This window comes from Chishuiella sp. (assembly GCF_032109125.1).
Taxonomy (GTDB): Bacteria; Bacteroidota; Bacteroidia; order Flavobacteriales; family Weeksellaceae; genus Empedobacter.
Map to the genome: position 1 here is coordinate 137,280 of NZ_DAMCLZ010000007.1, position 17,910 is coordinate 155,189.

Consider the following 17,910-nt stretch of genomic DNA (forward strand, 5'->3'; position numbering starts at 1 on the left):
TCTTTTCTATTAAAATAAAATAGTTTACTAAATCTGAGAACTTACTTTTTGAGAATAAAAGACTTTCTCTTAATTTTGCAGCATGTACAAACAAATCAAACAAGTTTTATTTCAGTTACAACCAGAAGATGCTCATCATTTTGTAACTCGTAATCTTAAAAATTATGCTGCTTTTCCTGGTGTTGGAAAATTATTAGATAAATTTTATCAATTTAATCATCCAAAATTAGAACGCGAAGTTTTTGGAATTAAATTCAAAAATCCAATTGGTTTAGCTGCTGGTTTTGATAAAAATGCTGAATATATAGAAGAATTGAACCACTTCGGATTTGGTTTTATAGAAATAGGAACTGTTACTCCAAAACCTCAACCTGGTAATGATATTCCTCGTATGTTTCGTCTTGTAGATGACGAAGCTATTATCAATCGAATGGGATTTAATAATAAAGGAGTTGATTTTGCTGTAAATAAAATTAAGGAATTAAAAAACCGAGAAAACTATATTATTGGAGGAAATATTGGTAAAAATAAAATTACTCCAAATGAAGATGCTGTTGATGATTACATTAAATGTTTCAATGCCTTGTTTGATTATGTTGATTATTTTGTTGTGAATGTTAGTTCTCCAAATACACCTGGATTAAGGGATTTACAAGAAAAAGAACCTTTATTGTATATTTTAAATTATCTACAACAATACAACCAACAAAAAGAAAGTCCAAAACCTATTTTACTTAAAATAGCTCCAGATTTAACTAATTCTCAATTAGACGACATTATTGATATTGTACAAGAATCTAAAATAGCTGGTGTTATTGCAACAAACACAACCATAGAAAGAGAAGGTTTAAAATCTGATCCTACTTTGGTAAAAGAAACGGGAGGAGTTTCTGGAAAACCATTAAAAAAACGCTCAACAGAAGTCATAAAATATCTTTCTGAAAAATCGAACAAAGCTTTTCCTATAATTGGTGTTGGAGGAATACAAACTGCAGAAGATGCCAAAGAAAAATTAGAAGCTGGAGCAAGTTTATTACAAGTTTATACTGGTTTTATATACGAAGGTCCAAACATTGTAAAAAATATTTGCAAAGGATTAATTGACTAACAATATATATTTCAATTAAAACTCCTCATTATAAAATCTATTTGTAATGAGGAGTTTTTTTTATTTCAATAATTTGTATCTTGACTTCTTAAAATTAACAACATGAAAAAATATATATTTACTGCAATAGGATTATTCTCTATGCTTTATACTCACGCACAATATTCGAAGAAAAAACAACAAGAATATCTTACGGAACTTGCTTCTGATGCAATGAAAGGAAGAAAATTTGGTTCTGCTGAAAGTAAAATTGCTGCAGAATATATAGCATCAAAATTCAAAGAAAATAAATTAAAACCATGTGTTGGTGATTCATTTTTGATTGAATTTGAATCCAAAGGAAAAAAAGGACAAAATGTTTGTGGTATAAAACCTGGAAAATCTGATGATATTTTTGCCTTTGGTGCGCATTATGATCACATAGGAACTGATACAGTTGGAGAAGATAAAATTTATAATGGTGCTGATGATGACGCAAGTGGAACATCTGCTGTAATGGCTCTGTCCGATTATTATAAAAATAAAAAAACTGAACAAACACTAATTTTTATGGCTTTTGATGCTGAAGAAGTTGGATTAATTGGTTCTAAAGCCTTGGTAGAAAATCCTAATTTCAATAATTATTTGCCAAAAATGAAACTAATGTTGAATTTAGAAATGATTGGAACTCCATCTGCATTCGGTAAAGGGAAAGTTTATATGACGGGAAGTGATCGTTCTGATTTAATGGGTTTAATGAATAAGTATTCATGCAAAAAATTTGGTGTAGAAAATGATCCTTATTTAAGTCAACAATTATTTTTTCGATCAGATAATGTAAACTTTGTAAATAATAAAGTTGTTTCTCATTCTTTATCTTCTGTTGATATGGAAAATCAAAAACATTATCATCAAAAGAATGATGATATCTCAATTATTGATTTTGATAACTTATCTGCTATAACAAAAGGTATTGGTAGAAGCGTTTATAAGATGATGAAAAATAAAGAGAATCCTAGATATGTAAAATAATGAATTATGATAAACATTGTACTGTTTTTGACTTAGGAAAATAAAAATTATTCAATGTTAACATTTCAAACTATGAAAACTATCTTGAAAAGGAATTATTAGATTTGATTTAAAGCAAAATAAAGATAGAACTATAACATTTGCTATTACTAGTCAATCATAAGTATATATGGTTTTAGCTCTAAAAAAGTATTCTACAACATAGCAAATTACCTCATGATAAGAGATTTTAGATAACGTTAATACATATTTAAAAGGGACTGAAAAAGAAAGGAGGATTAAACATTAATATTATGAGAAATTTTTACACATATATAATTCCAATATCAGTTATTATATTCTTAATAATGATTTTTTATAAAAAATCATTATTAAGAATATCTTTAACAATTCTAACTTTCTTAATTCTGTATATTATAATAATTTATTTTTTAGAAATAAATTTTGTTATTGAGCCATATTGGATAGCTTATTCCATATTAATTTATTACTTAGTCCCTTTATTACTAATAATATTATTGATAAAAATAAAAGGTTGATAGGATAATTATTCCAAAAGCATAATTTCAAACCCAAAATTTACCTTTTTAATTATTATTTTGGATTAAAATATAGTGGATATACGTCAAATACTATAAATAAAAAAAGATACTTTAAAGTTTAAAGAACAATCAGAGTCTTTAGAATGTTTAGGATATAAAATCTAGTACCTCAAATCTTAATTTGCAATAGCGATTGAAGCAGAAATCCTTTTTTTCGGAGCGTTCTAGTGAAGTAAAAAGATTGGGAGCGATAAAGCGCGATACGAAGTGATTGCCCAAATAAAAAATTATTTTTCAGTTATTTATATTTTTTTATTATATTTACCTAATAGTCTTAGGTATATGATAGATTCACAATTGTACAAAGGTTCTTTACAGCCCATTCTATTGAAACTGTTACAAGATAATGGTAAAATGTATGGTTATGAAATGACACAAAAAATAAAATTGATGTCCAATAATCAGTTAGAGATAAAAGAAGGTGCTCTTTATCCTGCACTCCATAAATTAGAAGCACAAGGAATTATAGAGGTTGAAGCTGAAAAAATAGATGGTAGAATTAGAAAATATTACAAATTAACTGAGTTCGGTGAAAAAGAATCGGTAAATAGATTGCAATCTATTGTTAATACTTTGGAACAACTACAACAACTTTTACAACCCAAAAACATCTAAACACTATGAAAAAAGTATCTGCCGAAGAAATCGAAAAATTATTTGAGTTTACAAAAGAACATTATGTAGAATATTACGATTTGCAAATAGAACTTGTAGACCATTTAGCTTGTGCAATTGAAGAAAAATGGGAAAAAGACAATACTATTTCTTTTGAAAAAGCATTAAAAGATGTTTTTGCTGAATTTGGTATTTTTGGGTTTTCTTATCTTGTAAATGGACGTAAAAGAAAATTAGAATATAAGTACCTTAATTTAATAAAAAAATGTTATGTGGAACATTTACAAAAGAAAGAATATTTAGGTTTAATGATATTATATATGCTTATTCAATTTGGTTTAGCATTATTTGTTCCTAAAAATATTCTTCTAATTTCTACAGTTTTACTTTATGGTATTTTATTAGCGCAATTTGTAAGGCTAAAAATTAATTATAAAAAGAAGCAAAAAGAAATTGGCTACAAACTAATTTTGGTAGATATTATTTATAAAAATTATCATTTTATTTGTTTTTCATCTACTATATTTAATCTTCTGTTACAATACTATCTTATGATGAATTATAATATTGTCTATATTAATATAATTTTGGCAATAACATTACCATTTATATATTTGGGAATCTATATTATTTGTTATTTTTTACCAAACAAAACAGATAAAATTCTAGATAGTTTTAGTCCAGAATATAAATTGATAAAAGAATAAAAAAAATCAGCTAATTACAATTAACTGATTTTTTATAATGTAATGACAGCAATTTCTACCATCTATATTTTATCCTTGTTTTTTAACAAATTTAGTTAAGATAACAATTAATTGTCCATCTACCTTTCCTTCTATTTGTTCAGGATTATCGTGTACTAATCTTATATTTCTTACAGCTGTTCCAATTTTAGCGTTGATAGATGAACCTTTAACATCCAAATCTTTTATAAGAGATACAGAATCTCCGTTTGCTAAAATATTTCCGTTACAGTCTTTGTGCAATTCTACATTTCCATCACCTTCGTGATCTCCACTAGCTTTTGCCCATTCCATATTTTCATCGTCCAAATACATCATATCAAGAGCATCTACTGCCCAAGATTCATTACGGAAACGGTTTAGCATTCTCCAAGAAAGAACCTGTACAGCAGGAACCTCACTCCACATTGAAGTTAATAAAAACGATTCCCAAAAATTACTATCTAATTCTTCTTTTTTCTCGATTTGATTTACACATTTCTGAGAAATAAGTACATTTCTGTCGGGATTGCTACTAGCATCTGGATTTACTTCGTAAATAACTAAATCTGTAGTTGCACCAGATAATTCGCATTGATTTCCGCTTCTTTCCTGTAAAAATGTCTCTAATTTCATTTGTAAATTTTAAATTTTTGCAAAGATAACTTTTTATTTAGTAAACTAATTATAAAGTCGTTATTAAGTGGATAAATTTGTCTTAAAATATTTTCAATAAAAAAAATGCGATAAAGTTTATTCATCGCATTTCATATATTTCATATCCTTTTCTAATTCATTTTTCTATAAATCGTAACTTCATAAACTGTAGGAATCCATTCTCCTTTAGTTAATTCTGGCTGCAGTTTTATTTTTTTATAGATGTTTTCATCTCCAGCAACAGATAAAGTAAATTGATTTCTATCCAAAATATTTTTTTCTGTAATACCATAACTTATATCAAATTTCTTTTTTGTTAATTTCTCAACAATTGGTTTCAAATAATTCTGTACATCCTCTACCGTTTTAAATTGTTCATTTTTTGGAAACTGAATATCAAAATAACCTTGGTAAGTAAAATCTGGTTCTGTAATAATTAAATTATAAGGATCTTTGAAAAAATTATCTCTTTGTTTTTTATATTCTTTCTCAGAAACAAATGTTCTTTTATCTTCCTTGTATAATAAAGGATATTTTTCCGCAATAACTCCTAATTTATCAGCATCATAAGAATAAGCTATACCATCATGAAAAACATTATAAAAAGTTGGATTTATAAACCATTGGTCAACTATTTTTTTATCTTTTACCATATATATCATGACGCCGTTTTCTTGTGCTTGCATATTAGATGATTGATAACCATATTCTAATAAAGGCTTAGAAAATTCTACAGCAGCAGTATTTTCTAATAAAAAGTTATATTTTTCATATGCCTTTGTTTTATCATTAAGTGAAGAAAAACCATAAACTTTTGTCGAAGAATCGGTATTCTCCTTATTAATCATAGAAGTAACTTGCGCAGTAGAGAAAGAAGATATAGCTATAAAAAAGCCAAGTGCAATTTGTTTAATCATGTGTTTTTTATATAAAGTCATTTGTTAATTTTTCAATTTTATCTATAAAATTTAAGAGATTGAACAAAAATAATATAAGAATTGTATTGTACAATTTTTTTGTATTTTATTTTATATATTTTTTCAACAAGACATTATTAAAAATAATATTATTATAAAAAAAATGATATTTTTCACTGACAGGTATCATAATTTGGAAGATAACTTATTATATTTATATAAAATTGTCATTTGCTTATGAAACCATTTAATGTACGAGTTTACGCCTTATTAGAAAACAATGGAAAAGTTTTGGTTTTACATGAACCATTTCAAGGAAAATTAATTTATAAATTTCCAGGAGGAGGTTTAGAATTTGGTGAAGGAACAAAAGATTGTGTAAAAAGAGAAATATTAGAAGAATTAAATATCAATGTAGATGTACAATCTCATTTCTATACACAAGATTTTTTTAAGTTAAATGCTTTCAATTCAAAAGAACAAGTATTGTTAATATATTATAAAGCAACAGTAACTGCAAAAGAATTAAAGAAATTAAAAGTTCTTGATGCTGATATAGCAGAACTGCTTTGGATTGATCCAAAGGATTTAAAAGAAAAAAACTTTACATTAGAAGCAGATAAAGTCGTTGTAAAACAATATAAAAAAGAAAACTCCGAATCTTAAAATTAAGATTCGAAGTTTATTATTTTTTGATCTTCAAAATACTGTATCACTGCATATTTCATTAGCAATGTTTGCTCATTTGTTTTTAATGGAGGTAAATCTTCCAATAATTCGAAATGTGGCCATCCATCAGGATCATTACCATCAAAACGATAAAAACCAAATGGCTCTAAAACTCTACAAACAGCAATATGCAATAAATTTAGCTTATCATCCTTCTTAAATTTCTTTTTACCTTGCCCAAGTTCTTGAACTCCGATTAAAAAAAGAATTGTATCTAAATCTGGCTTTTGACCATCTGTAAAATTTTCTTGGAAAAATTCTTCAATTTTTTTCCATTTTTCTGTATTCGAAGATGTTTCTTGTGTTAATTTAGAAATATCCATTTAAAATTTACGTCCTTTATGACGCATATTTGGGTTTTGTAATTGAGAATTACTAACATTAAAACGTTTCATTTGACCAGTCATCATTTTTATCTGATCAGTAAACATTCCTTTTGTATCGTTTTTCTTTGCTTCTTTTAAATATACTTCAGCTTCTTTCTTTTTTCCCTTAGACATAGAAGCACCAGCTAAAGAAAGATTTGCCATTGCACGATCATGATCAAAAGACAAACCATAATTCAAAGCTTCTTTCATATATTTCTCTGATAAAGAAATATTATCTTGTGCTTCTGTAATTCCTTTCATGTAATTGTAATAACCTAATTGTTTTGGAATTAACTGTGAAGAAGGATTTGTTATTTTACTTAACCATTTTTTTGCTTTTACCATATCTTCTTTACGTAAAAACCAAAAGGCTAATAAAATGTTTTCATTTCTGAAATAAAATAAAACTGGAAAAATTGCCAATAATAAAGAAACAACTCCCCAGCCATATTCACGAATTGTAAATAAAAATATTCCTAATGCTATTAGTAAAGCAGCAATAACTAATTTAATGTATTTATTCATCTTATAAATATGATTTAATATTATCTGCGATCTCATTCATTCTATCAGCAGATATTTTAATTTTTGGATTTGTGAAATTTATATCCTGCATTGTGTTTAGAGGTACCAAATGTACATGAACATGTGGTACTTCTAAACCAATAACAGCTACACCTACTCTACGACATGGAATAGCTTTTTCTATGGCTTGAGCAATTTCATATGAAAAATCCATAAGTCCTAAATAAGTTTCCTTATCTAGTTCAAAAATTTTATCTACCTCTTTTTTAGGAACTACTAATACATGTCCCTCAACTAGAGGAAAAGCATCTAATATTGCAATAAATTTATCATTTTCTGCAATTTTATATGAAGGAATTTCTCCATTTATTATTTTAGTGAAAATGCTAGCCATTTCTTTTTAATTTTAGTCCAAAGATATCTCTAAAATTTCAAAATTTAAAGTCATTCCATTAGGTAATGTTATTTCTGCAGTATCACCTAAAACTTTTCCTAACAAACCTTTTGCTATCGGAGTATTTACAGAAATTTTCATTTTAGCTAAATCTGCTTCAGATTCAGGAACTAAAGTATAAACCAACTCTTGTCCATTTGCTGTATTTTTGATTCTTACTTTAGATAAAATTGATACTTTAGAATGATCTAACTTTGATTCATCAATTACACGAGCATTAGCAACAACCTCTTTTAATTTAGCAATCTGCATTTCTAACATACCTTGAGCTTCTTTCGCAGCATCATATTCAGCATTTTCAGATAAATCTCCTTTATCTCTTGCATCAGCTATTTGTTGTGAAATTTTTGGACGTTCAAAAGTTTCTAATTGATGAAGCTCTTGACGTAACTTTTCTAATCCTTCTTTCGTTACATATTGTATATTTGCCATAACAACAATGTTTATTTATTTTTTTATTAATTAGGTCTTATAAATAAATAATCCTACACATATTTATGAATATGCGCAGGACTATTTGGTTATTCTTAGACAAAGATAAGAAAATTTTTATACCAAACGAAAAATGAAACAGTTTATTAAAATCATTCTAAATAAGATTGTAGTTCTATCAATCTTGTTCTATTCTTTGCAATCTTGTAGTTCTGATGATGGAACAGTAAGTTGCGTGCCCTTAACAACCATAAATGTTGTTATAAATACTACTTTACCACTTTATTCTAATCTTAATAATCCTGGTGGGTGGGTATATGTAAATGGCGTAACTGCTGGTACAAAAGGACTTATTGTTGTACGTACAACTTCTGGATATAAAGCTTATGACCGTAATGCTCCACATATTTGTCCAACAGATAAAAGTCAATTATATGTAAAAGATGATATAAAGATTGTATGTGATGAAGATGGTGCAGAATGGATTCTGCTTACAGGGCAGCCAACAAAGGTTGCAAATAGAGCACCAAGAACATACCAAGTATTCAATAATGGAAATGGAGTACTTACAATAACTAATTAATTCTAAAAAAAGAGAATAATTAAATTTGAAATGCTAAATTTGGAAAATTAAATTATTCTTAAAAAATCATGTTTTCGTTGTAAAAATTACACAAATCCATTATTTTTGGTAAATCAAAATTTTTCACAAATTAAAAAAATTAAATATGAGTATTATTTCACACATTCATGCAAGACAAATCTTAGATTCTCGTGGTAACCCAACTGTAGAAGTTGATGTAATAACTGAAACTGGTATTGTAGGTAGAGCTGCAGTTCCATCTGGTGCATCTACAGGAGAGTATGAAGCGGTAGAATTAAGAGATGGAGGTGATTTATTTCTTGGAAAAGGAGTTTTAAAGGCAGTTGAAAATGTTAATGAGGTAATTGCTCCTGAATTAATAGGTTTCTCTATTTTCGAACAAAACTTGATTGATCAAGTGATGATTGATTTAGATGGAACTGAAAATAAAGCAAAACTTGGTGCTAATGCTATTCTTGGTGTTTCTTTAGCTGTAGCTAAAGCTGCTGCAGAAGAATTAGGATTACCATTATTTAGATATGTAGGTGGTGTTAATGCAAATACATTACCTGTTCCTATGATGAATATTGTAAATGGTGGTTCTCATTCAGATGCTCCTATTGCATTCCAAGAATTTATGGTTATGCCAGTTCAAGCAGAATCTTTTTCAGATGCTTTACGCAAAGGAACTGAAGTTTTCCATTCATTAAAGAAAATTTTACATGATAGAGGTTTATCTACAGCTGTAGGTGATGAAGGTGGTTTTGCTCCTACTTTTGAAGGAACAGAAGATGCTTTAGATACAGTTATTTTAGCAATTGAAAAAGCTGGTTACAAAGCTGGAGAAGAAATTATGATTGCTTTAGATTGTGCTTCTTCTGAATTCTATCATGATGGTAAATATGATTATACTAAATTTGAAGGAGATAAAGGTGCTATTCGTACTTCTGAAGAACAAGCTTCTTATTTAGCTGAATTATCAGAAAAATACCCAATCATTTCTATTGAAGATGGTATGGATGAAAACGACTGGGAAGGTTGGAAAATCTTAACAGAAAAAATCGGAAACCGTGTTCAATTAGTTGGAGATGATTTATTAGTAACTAATGTTAAGAAATTAGATAAAGCAATTGAAACTGAAACTGCTAACTCTATCTTAATTAAATTCAACCAAATTGGTACTTTAACAGAAACAATTAAAGCTGTACAAATGGCACAAAATGCAGGATATACTGCAGTAATGTCTCACCGTTCAGGGGAAACAGAAGATGCTACAATTGCAGATTTAGCTGTTGCTTTAAATACTGGACAAATAAAAACAGGTTCTGCTTCTAGATCTGATCGTATGGCAAAATACAATCAATTATTACGTATAGAAGAAATCTTGGGAGAAACTGCTATTTTCCCAGGAAAAAGAGCTTTCAAAGTGAAACAATAATTTAAATTGTTGTGATTTTAATCAGTTTTATAAAATAAAAAAAAACTGTAAATTACGCAATAAATTATAATATAAACTATTAAAATGTCAGATAAGGTAATATTAAATTACAATGGAAATGAGTTGGAACTTCCCGTTACAACTGGTACAATGGACGAAAAGTCTATTGACATTTCTAAGTTAAGAACTGCTACTGGATTAATTACAATGGATCCAGGGTTTAAAAATACAGGGTCATGTGAATCTAAAATTACATTTTTAGATGGTGAAGAAGGAAAATTAATGTATCGTGGCTATCCTATCGAACAATTAGCAGAGAAATCTTCTTTTGTAGAAGTAATGTATTTGTTAATTAAAGGAGAATTACCTACAGAAGCTGAATTAGATCAGTTTATTGCAGATATTAATGAATACAATTATGTATCTGAGGATTTAATTAAAATTTTAGATGCTTTCCCTAGTTCTGCACATCCTATGGGAGTTTTAACATCTTTAACTGCTGCATTATCAGCTTTTAACCCTCAATGTACAGATGTTTGTACTCCAGATGATCTATATCGTACTGCTGTAACTTTATTAGGTAAATTTCCTGTTTTAGCTTCTTGGACACAAAGAAAAATTAAAGGATTACCTGTAAATTATTCAAATGATAATTTATCATATGTAGAAAATTTCTATCAATTATTGTTCAAAAAACCAGGTCAAGATTTAGATATCGATCCTGTTATTATTGATGCGATTGACAAGTTACTTATTTTACATGCAGATCACGAACAAAACTGTTCAACATCTAGTGTTCGTTTAGTTGGTTCTTCTCACGCTGGTTTATTTGCATCTATTTCAGGAGGTATTTCTGCTTTATGGGGACCTTTACATGGTGGAGCAAATCAGGCTGTATTAGAAATGTTAGAAGCTATTCATAATGATGGTGGTGATGTAGAAAAATACTTAGACAAAGCAAAAGATAAAAACGATCCTTTCCGTTTAATGGGATTTGGTCATCGTGTTTATAAAAACTTTGATCCTCGTGCAAAAATCATAAAAGTTGCTGCTGATAATGTTTTAGAAAAATTAGGAATTAATGATCCTATTTTAGAAATTGCTAAAAAATTAGAATTAGCTGCTTTAGAAGATGATTATTTCAAATCAAGAAATTTATATCCAAATGTAGATTTCTATTCAGGAATAATTTACAAAGCATTGGATATTCCTACTGAAATGTTTACAGTTATGTTTGCTGTTGGTCGTTTACCAGGATGGATTGCTCAATGGATTGAAATGCGTTCTACAAATCAACCTATTGGTCGTCCTCGTCAATTATACACTGGTGCGCCATTACGTGATTACGTTGATATTAAAAATAGATAATTCTATTTTTAATAAAATTTATATAATCCGAAAATTTAATGATTTTCGGATTTTTTATTTATTATGATTTCAATCATAGCTTATTGTTAAAGTTATTTTTTGCATTATTCTTACCTTTAAATAGAGAAAAATAATAAGATTATGAGTACTATGAAAGCCGCACGATGGTATGCTGAAAAAGATATCCGTGTAGAACAAACAGAAGTTCCAACTCCCAAAAAAGGACAAATTAAAATTGCTGTAAAATATGCCGGAATTTGTGGATCTGATCTTCATGAATATGTTCATGGACCTCAATTAATTCCAGTTAAAGAACCTTATCTTCTAACGGGACATCAAGGAACAACTACATTAGGACATGAGTTTTCTGGAATTGTAGAAGAAGTTGGTGAAAACGCAATTGGAAACTTTAAAAAAGGAGACCGTGTTGTTGTTGAACCTATTTATAAAAATCCTGAAAGTCCGTTTTTAGTTTCTGGAGAATATAACCTTTCTGAGCCTCTTGGATTTGTAGGTTTAAGTTCTAATGGTGGTTTTGCTGATTATGTAGTTGTAGAAGACTATATGGTACATAAAATACCTGATAGTATGAGCTTTGAACAAGGAGCATTAGTAGAACCTACAGCTGTTGCTGTTTATGCAGTTTTACAAAGTGGTTTAAAAATTGGTCAAACCGTTTTAGTTTCTGGTGCAGGACCTATAGGTTTATTATGTGTACAAGCTGCTATTGCTGCAGGTGCTACAACAGTAATTGTAACGGATGTTGCAGAAAAAAGATTAGAAAAAGCAAAAGAAATTGGAGCTACTCATACTATAAATGCTACAGAAAAAGATATTCCAGAGCAAGTAAGAAAATTGACTAAAAACTTGGGAGCTGATGTATATTTAGATGCTGCTGGTGTACAAGCTTCTTATGATACTGGTTTAAAAAGTTTGAGAAATGGAGGAACAGCAGTTCTTGTTGCTTTATTTGGAAAACCTGTAACAGCAGATCCTTTAAGTCAAGTTTTAAGAGAATTAACAATTAAAGGAGTTATTGCATACAGAAATATTTTTCCTGAAGTTATTGCTCTTATTGATAGCGGAAGAATTCCTGCAGAAAAATTAGTTACTAGTAAAATAAAATTAGACGAAATTGTTGATAAAGGTTTTGAAGCTTTAGTAAATAGCCCTGAACAAGTTAAAATTCTTATTGATATAGAAAAATAAATATATAATATTAATTTTTTAATTAAACCTGTCTATCGACAGGTTTAATTATTTTATACCCTTAATTATTTAAAATAAATAATTAATTTCGTTGTATTGATATTTTAGATAAATATAATAAAACTATGAATAAAATACTTCTAGTAGAAGATGAATTACATGTAGCTGACTTAATAAAACAATGTTTAGAAGAAGAAGGATATGAAGTGACACATGTAGATGATGGATTAAAAGGTATTGATTTATTAAAAAATGAATCTTTTAACCTAATTATTCTAGATATCTTATTACCAAAAATGAATGGTTTAGAAGTATGCAAAGAAATTAGAAAAATGAATTATCAAGAGAATATTCCTATACTAATACTAACTGCCTTAGGAAGTGCAGAAAATATTGTTCTAGGACTTGATTCTGGTGCTGATGATTATTTATCTAAACCGTTTAAATTAATTGAATTAAAAGCTAGAATTAGAAATTTACTGAAAAGAAGTGAATACTTTGATCATTCATCAGTTAAATTACAAAATGATACTTATAAATTTGCTGACTTAGAGGTTAATGATTACACAAAAGTAGTTACTAGAGCTGGAGAAGAAATTTCTTTAACTTCTACTGAATACAGATTACTTCTTGAATTTATTAAAAATCCAACTAAAGTTATTAATCGATCTGATTTATTAGATAATGTATGGGGAATTAACTATGAAATAGGAACTAATGTTGTTGATGTTTATGTTAATTATCTTAGAAAAAAAATTGAAAAAGAAGGTTCTAAAAAATTAATACATACTGTTACAGGAATGGGATATGTATTAAAAGATGAATAATTTAATTAATAGGTAAAAAACTTACATGAAAACACTTAATAAAACTGTTCTTATTATTATTGGTATATTTATTTTATATACCTCTCTTTTAACAGTTTATATTTACTGTTCTTTTTCTAATTACGAATTTGTGGATTTTTATAAACGTTTAGAAACTAGAGTAAATATAATTATTTCTGAAAAAGATCATAACAAGGATCATATTTCATTAATATCTTCATTAGATAATTTACCTAATCAAAAAGAATACATAATTCCTATAAAAAACAATAATACTAACAGCATTTTACCTAAAAAGCTTATAGAAAAAACTATTACTAATGGTGAATATGAGTACAATAGTGATGATCTATTTATTTCTAGTAAACTGTATAAAAAAAATAATGAAACCTATATAATTGCTGTTTCATCTAATAATCCATACTATTCAACTCATATAACATATTTAAGAAATGTACTTATAAGTTCTATAATCTTTTCTATATTATTAATGATTCTTGTTTCACAATTAGTATATAGAACATTAATAAAACCTGCAAAAAAAATTATCGAAAACGTTAACCAAATTAGTTCAGAGAACCTTCATTTAAGACTTGATGTACATCAAAACAAGGAAAAAGATCCTATTAATGAACTTAGTCATACTTTTAATGGTATGTTAGATCGGTTAGAAACTGCATTCGAAACTCAAAAAAACTTTATTAGTAATGCTTCGCATGAACTTAATACACCGTTAACTTCTATAATTGGTGAAGCTGAATTAGTTTTAAGTAAAGAAAGAAGTATTAAAGAATATGAAAAAGCACTACAAAATATACTTTTTGCAGCCGAAAATTTAGGAAATAAAACAAAAGCTTTATTATTTCTTGCCAAAACTGGTTTTGATGGTAAATCTCAAAAATTTGATAAAGTTAGAATAGATGAAATTTTATTAAACGTAAAAGATAATTTACAAAAAATTAATTCGAATTATAAAATAAAAATTGATTTTAGTATGTTACCTGAGAATCCAAAAATGTTAAAGATTAAAGGTAATGAACAATTATTACACCTAGCTATTTCAAATATTTTATCTAATGCTTGCAAATACTCAAACAATGGAGAAGTTAGCTTAGCTCTTGCTGCTTCAAACAATTCAATTATCATCATCATAAAAGATCGTGGTATTGGAATACCTGATTCTGATTTACAATACATCTATGATCCTTATTTCCGAGCTTCTAACACTGTTAGTTTTGAAGGATATGGAATAGGATTACCATTAAGTAGAAATATTATAAAAATGCATAATGGAGAACTAATTGTAAAATCAAAAGAAAACATAGGCACAACTGTACAAATTAATCTTCCATTTGGTAATTATGAACTATAAATTAATTACTTTTTAATCTGTTTCTAATAATATTCTATAAATCTAATAACATTATAATATCGTTCTAAATCAACTCTAATCAGCTCATATGTAAATTTGTGATGTACTATTTAAATGAATATACATCATGCAAGAAACTAGAAAAGTATTTATACCAACAGATTTTTCTGTTAACTCTTTAAACGTTTTAAATAAATTATTAAAACAATCTACTAATACAATTTTTAATATTGTATTAATACATGGATACCAATCTACAAGTTCTATTACTGATTTATTATTCTTTTCTAAAGATAGTATCATAGAAAAATTACAATCAACGGAATTTGTTGAAGCTTATGAGGTAATCAAAAACGCTCACCAAAGTATAATTTCAGAAATAAGTATTGATATTATTCCTTTCAAAACAAAAGCTTATATCAGTAATTATTTTGAATATAGTAATGTCGATTATTTTATTATTTCTAAAACTTATGAATTAAACTTTATAAATAAAAAAAGTTTCGATCTATTACCTTATATAACAACTTCTTCTATTCCAAAAAAAGAAATACAAATAAACACTAACCTTATTTCAGAATTCGAACAATCTGGAGTAATTAGTGAATTGTTTACTTAAAAAAATAGAACGATATGAAAACAAAAGTAATACTAATATATATTTCTCTTTTTATAGCTGCTATTGTTGCTTTAACAATTGTTATAAATGGAAGGAGAACTGAAGATAATATTCTTGGGTCATGGCACAAAGAAAGTTTAGAATTTGAGAGAGTAAACTATGAAGATCATCAAATAAAATCATATATTTCACAAATACAAGATAAAGAAATTGGTCATGAATTAATGATAGATAATGTTGATAATTTAGTCTTTGAAAAAGACAGTCAACTAAAAATTAAAAACAACGAAAAACAACAAAAAGATAAACTAAGCTGGAAGTTAAAAGGAAGAGGAAATATTATTGAAATAAAAGATCTAACAACAAATAATAAAGAATCTTATCAAGTACAAGAACTCTCAAAAGATAAACTTGTAGTTTATATTAATCTAGACTTACAAGTAAGAGGAATTGTAAAAATAACTTTTACTAAAAATAATACAACTTATGCTAAGAAAATATAGCAACCATAGAACATATTTAGATAATCTAAAACTTGGAACATTATCAGCTTTTTCTGCAGGCATGGTAAATGTTCTTTCTGTGATTATATTCTTTGCCTTTACATCAAATATTACTGGTCATTATGCCATCCTTGCTCAAGAAATATCAAAAGGAAACTGGATACAAGCTGCTGTAGTTTTCTTATGGATACTTATATTTTTTACAGGTAGTATGTTCTCTAATTTATTAATCATTCACGGAAACTCTTATGTCGGAAGATACTTAGCACATGCAATTCCCATCATCATAGAAACTATATGTATTCTAATTGTCGGAGTATATCTACAATTTTTCTATACAGAAACACTATATGAAACAGAATTATTAGTAACTCTCCTATTATTTGCTATGGGATTACAAAATGGATTAACAGCAAGTATTTCTAATGGATCAGTAAAAACAACTCACCTTACTGGTTTAACAACAGATTTAGCTATAACCTTATCAATGTTAACAAAAGAACAATTCAGAAACGATATAAAAGTAAGAGAAAAAGGAAAATTATTATTCAGTATAATGATTGCATATATGTTAGGTGCAATAATATCAGGAATATTATATTACGAGATAAAATACTATACATTCTACATCGTATGTCTTACTCTATGTATTGTCATGTCTTATGATTATTATAAATTAAATATCACAAAATATTTATTTAAAGGAGCATATTTATTAAAAAAAATAAACTCAAAAGATGAAGAAGATCAATAAAAATTATAAATAACTTATTAAATCCAAAATTTAAATTTTGGATTTTTTTATGATATTTTATGGTAATCCCTTCGGGCCGGGCTTTCCGTTACAATCTTTACAAAAAAATAAATAAGTTGTTAAATGTAAATAGAATAGTTTACAAAGGATTTTCACTGCAATCCCTATTGCAACTTACGAAGTCTGAATTTAGAAAACTAGAAGTAAGTATTTTGTAAATCAAAACTACTTACCTACTCTACCAATTATCTTATTTTGAATAAATAGGATTTGTCATTAGTTTTAATATTTTTCAAGTAAATAGTATCATTGGCTTTATTAATAGATAAAATTCTAAACTCATTATTAGACATTGTAAGAATTTTATTTTTTTCATTATATTTCCATAAATTTTCTTCTGTTCTATCTAACATTACAAATTCTAAATCAGATTTAATAAAATAATTTTTATAACTGTAATTATCATAAAATTTAAGATAATAATTAAAATCAATATTACTTTGAAATTTATTATAAGGATTATATACCCATTTATTATTTATTAAATGTTTTTCAAATTCAGCTTTATTACTACAAGAAAATAATGTTAATGTAATCAAGATTAATTTTATATATAATTTCATAATGATAATTTTTTTGTAAAAAAAGAGGAATAATAATCGAGGAACTTCATTTTTTTTAAATCAAATAGTTATAAATATTCTGAAATTTTATATCCTCCATTTATATTTGATGGATTAAATTCATTAATCAATTCTCTATAACCATTTTGGTTATTATCTTTTTGATTACAAAATCTACTAAATTTCGCTTTAAAAAGAAGTTTTAAAATTAATAAATTAAATTAATTTTCCTACATAAAGCATGTTCGATTAAGTGAGGCTTACACATGAAGTAATAAGCTTTACGTTTAGTAATACATTTATTTTAAACTTAACAACCCCAGATACTTTGTACATTTTACTCTGTACATTGTACGTAAAGTATAGGCATAAAAAAATCCCCAAGTTATTCACTTGAGGATTCTTTTCTAAAAACTAGCGACGACCTACTCTCCCGCTAGTAGCAGTACCATCGGCGCAGGCAGGCTTAAC

Annotated in this window: 21 protein-coding genes; 14 read left to right on the plus strand and 7 right to left on the minus strand. The window is 27.2% G+C overall.

Annotated elements, in window-relative coordinates:
• Positions 1-82 precede the first annotated feature (82 nt).
• The 4 genes from RT575_RS09495 to RT575_RS09510 all read left to right on the plus strand — a co-directional run bounded on the left by RT575_RS09495 (position 83) and on the right by RT575_RS09510 (position 4,043).
• On the plus strand, positions 83-1,108 hold the full coding sequence (locus RT575_RS09495) for a quinone-dependent dihydroorotate dehydrogenase (RefSeq protein WP_313580434.1): 1,026 nt from the start codon (positions 83-85) through the stop codon (positions 1,106-1,108).
• Between the two features lie 102 nt (positions 1,109-1,210).
• Entirely contained in the window at positions 1,211-2,119 is a 909-nt protein-coding gene (locus tag RT575_RS09500; RefSeq protein ID WP_313580436.1) for a M28 family peptidase, read from the plus strand.
• 884 nt (positions 2,120-3,003) lie between these two features.
• The gene (locus RT575_RS09505) at positions 3,004-3,336 is read left to right on the plus strand and encodes a PadR family transcriptional regulator (RefSeq protein WP_313580438.1); all 333 of its coding nucleotides are present in this window, start codon (positions 3,004-3,006) and stop codon (positions 3,334-3,336) included.
• 5 nt (positions 3,337-3,341) lie between these two features.
• Entirely contained in the window at positions 3,342-4,043 is a 702-nt protein-coding gene (locus RT575_RS09510; RefSeq protein ID WP_313580440.1) for a hypothetical protein, read from the plus strand.
• Between the two features lie 69 nt (positions 4,044-4,112).
• Here the strand turns inward: RT575_RS09510 and RT575_RS09515 are convergent, their stop codons facing one another.
• Both RT575_RS09515 and RT575_RS09520 read right to left on the minus strand, forming a co-directional pair.
• Positions 4,113-4,697 (minus strand): PhnA domain-containing protein, encoded by a 585-nt coding sequence (locus RT575_RS09515; protein ID WP_313580442.1) that lies wholly within the window; start codon positions 4,695-4,697, stop codon positions 4,113-4,115.
• Positions 4,698-4,849: 152 nt separating this feature from the next.
• Positions 4,850-5,635, minus strand: coding sequence for a hypothetical protein (locus RT575_RS09520; protein ID WP_313580443.1), 786 nt, complete (start codon positions 5,633-5,635; stop codon positions 4,850-4,852).
• A gap of 237 nt (positions 5,636-5,872) precedes the next feature.
• Between RT575_RS09520 and RT575_RS09525 the strand changes: the two genes are divergently transcribed.
• A complete protein-coding gene (locus RT575_RS09525; protein ID WP_313580444.1) occupies positions 5,873-6,301 on the plus strand; it encodes an NUDIX hydrolase in 429 nt (142 codons plus the stop codon).
• 2 nt (positions 6,302-6,303) lie between these two features.
• On the opposite strand, the gene RT575_RS09530 is transcribed toward RT575_RS09525, so the two are convergent.
• The 4 genes from RT575_RS09530 to greA are packed head-to-tail and all read right to left on the minus strand — an operon-like array spanning position 6,304 to position 8,143.
• Positions 6,304-6,687 carry a hypothetical protein gene (locus RT575_RS09530; protein WP_313386403.1) on the minus strand — a complete coding sequence of 128 codons (384 nt, stop codon included), beginning with the start codon at positions 6,685-6,687 and terminating at the stop codon, positions 6,304-6,306.
• Positions 6,688-7,257: a DUF2892 domain-containing protein gene (locus RT575_RS09535; protein ID WP_313386404.1), complete on the minus strand. Its 570-nt coding sequence runs from the start codon at positions 7,255-7,257 to the stop codon at positions 6,688-6,690.
• Between the two features lies 1 nt (position 7,258).
• Complete coding sequence (locus RT575_RS09540) at positions 7,259-7,651, minus strand: HIT family protein (protein WP_313580447.1); 393 nt, start codon at positions 7,649-7,651, stop codon at positions 7,259-7,261.
• Between the two features lie 12 nt (positions 7,652-7,663).
• A complete protein-coding gene (gene greA, locus RT575_RS09545; RefSeq protein ID WP_313376838.1) occupies positions 7,664-8,143 on the minus strand; it encodes a transcription elongation factor GreA in 480 nt (159 codons plus the stop codon).
• 133 nt (positions 8,144-8,276) lie between these two features.
• Here greA and RT575_RS09550 point away from each other — a divergent pair, with 133 nt between their 5' ends.
• From RT575_RS09550 to RT575_RS09590, 9 genes are all read left to right on the plus strand, one after another.
• On the plus strand, positions 8,277-8,726 hold the full coding sequence (locus RT575_RS09550; protein ID WP_313386406.1) for a hypothetical protein: 450 nt from the start codon (positions 8,277-8,279) through the stop codon (positions 8,724-8,726).
• Between the two features lie 145 nt (positions 8,727-8,871).
• A complete protein-coding gene (gene eno / locus RT575_RS09555; RefSeq protein WP_313376836.1) occupies positions 8,872-10,164 on the plus strand; it encodes a phosphopyruvate hydratase in 1,293 nt (430 codons plus the stop codon).
• Between the two features lie 84 nt (positions 10,165-10,248).
• On the plus strand, positions 10,249-11,532 hold the full coding sequence (locus tag RT575_RS09560) for a citrate synthase (RefSeq protein ID WP_313386407.1): 1,284 nt from the start codon (positions 10,249-10,251) through the stop codon (positions 11,530-11,532).
• 141 nt (positions 11,533-11,673) lie between these two features.
• Complete coding sequence (locus RT575_RS09565; protein ID WP_313386408.1) at positions 11,674-12,741, plus strand: 2,3-butanediol dehydrogenase; 1,068 nt, start codon at positions 11,674-11,676, stop codon at positions 12,739-12,741.
• A 125-nt stretch (positions 12,742-12,866) separates the two neighbouring features.
• Entirely contained in the window at positions 12,867-13,568 is a 702-nt protein-coding gene (locus RT575_RS09570) for a response regulator transcription factor (protein ID WP_313386409.1), read from the plus strand.
• A gap of 25 nt (positions 13,569-13,593) precedes the next feature.
• Complete coding sequence (locus RT575_RS09575; RefSeq protein WP_313580450.1) at positions 13,594-14,940, plus strand: ATP-binding protein; 1,347 nt, start codon at positions 13,594-13,596, stop codon at positions 14,938-14,940.
• A gap of 127 nt (positions 14,941-15,067) precedes the next feature.
• Positions 15,068-15,559, plus strand: a complete 492-nt coding sequence (locus RT575_RS09580; RefSeq protein ID WP_313386411.1) for a hypothetical protein — start codon at positions 15,068-15,070, stop codon at positions 15,557-15,559.
• A 14-nt stretch (positions 15,560-15,573) separates the two neighbouring features.
• Entirely contained in the window at positions 15,574-16,062 is a 489-nt protein-coding gene (locus tag RT575_RS09585) for a hypothetical protein (protein WP_313580452.1), read from the plus strand.
• On the plus strand, positions 16,046-16,816 hold the full coding sequence (locus tag RT575_RS09590) for a YoaK family protein (RefSeq protein ID WP_313580454.1): 771 nt from the start codon (positions 16,046-16,048) through the stop codon (positions 16,814-16,816). Before RT575_RS09585 ends, RT575_RS09590 begins: the two co-directional genes overlap by 17 nt.
• Before the next feature lie 245 nt (positions 16,817-17,061).
• Here RT575_RS09590 and RT575_RS09595 read toward each other — a convergent pair whose 3' ends face one another.
• The gene (locus RT575_RS09595; protein WP_313580456.1) at positions 17,062-17,439 is read right to left on the minus strand and encodes a hypothetical protein; all 378 of its coding nucleotides are present in this window, start codon (positions 17,437-17,439) and stop codon (positions 17,062-17,064) included.
• Between the last annotated feature and the right edge of the window lie 471 nt (positions 17,440-17,910).

Coding starts and splice junctions, on each gene's coding strand:
- RT575_RS09595 (WP_313580456.1), bottom strand. CDS start 17,439: ATGAAATTATATATAAAATTAATCTTGATTACATTAACATTATTTTCT.
- RT575_RS09530 (WP_313386403.1), bottom strand. CDS start 6,687: ATGGATATTTCTAAATTAACACAAGAAACATCTTCGAATACAGAAAAA.
- RT575_RS09535 (WP_313386404.1), bottom strand. CDS start 7,257: ATGAATAAATACATTAAATTAGTTATTGCTGCTTTACTAATAGCATTA.
- RT575_RS09520 (WP_313580443.1), bottom strand. CDS start 5,635: ATGATTAAACAAATTGCACTTGGCTTTTTTATAGCTATATCTTCTTTC.
- RT575_RS09550 (WP_313386406.1), top strand. CDS start 8,277: ATGAAACAGTTTATTAAAATCATTCTAAATAAGATTGTAGTTCTATCA.
- RT575_RS09575 (WP_313580450.1), top strand. CDS start 13,594: ATGAAAACACTTAATAAAACTGTTCTTATTATTATTGGTATATTTATT.
- RT575_RS09580 (WP_313386411.1), top strand. CDS start 15,068: ATGCAAGAAACTAGAAAAGTATTTATACCAACAGATTTTTCTGTTAAC.
- RT575_RS09540 (WP_313580447.1), bottom strand. CDS start 7,651: ATGGCTAGCATTTTCACTAAAATAATAAATGGAGAAATTCCTTCATAT.
- RT575_RS09515 (WP_313580442.1), bottom strand. CDS start 4,697: ATGAAATTAGAGACATTTTTACAGGAAAGAAGCGGAAATCAATGCGAA.
- RT575_RS09585 (WP_313580452.1), top strand. CDS start 15,574: ATGAAAACAAAAGTAATACTAATATATATTTCTCTTTTTATAGCTGCT.
- greA (WP_313376838.1), bottom strand. CDS start 8,143: ATGGCAAATATACAATATGTAACGAAAGAAGGATTAGAAAAGTTACGT.
- RT575_RS09505 (WP_313580438.1), top strand. CDS start 3,004: ATGATAGATTCACAATTGTACAAAGGTTCTTTACAGCCCATTCTATTG.
- RT575_RS09570 (WP_313386409.1), top strand. CDS start 12,867: ATGAATAAAATACTTCTAGTAGAAGATGAATTACATGTAGCTGACTTA.
- RT575_RS09525 (WP_313580444.1), top strand. CDS start 5,873: ATGAAACCATTTAATGTACGAGTTTACGCCTTATTAGAAAACAATGGA.
- RT575_RS09560 (WP_313386407.1), top strand. CDS start 10,249: ATGTCAGATAAGGTAATATTAAATTACAATGGAAATGAGTTGGAACTT.
- RT575_RS09500 (WP_313580436.1), top strand. CDS start 1,211: ATGAAAAAATATATATTTACTGCAATAGGATTATTCTCTATGCTTTAT.
- RT575_RS09510 (WP_313580440.1), top strand. CDS start 3,342: ATGAAAAAAGTATCTGCCGAAGAAATCGAAAAATTATTTGAGTTTACA.
- eno (WP_313376836.1), top strand. CDS start 8,872: ATGAGTATTATTTCACACATTCATGCAAGACAAATCTTAGATTCTCGT.
- RT575_RS09590 (WP_313580454.1), top strand. CDS start 16,046: ATGCTAAGAAAATATAGCAACCATAGAACATATTTAGATAATCTAAAA.
- RT575_RS09565 (WP_313386408.1), top strand. CDS start 11,674: ATGAGTACTATGAAAGCCGCACGATGGTATGCTGAAAAAGATATCCGT.
- RT575_RS09495 (WP_313580434.1), top strand. CDS start 83: ATGTACAAACAAATCAAACAAGTTTTATTTCAGTTACAACCAGAAGAT.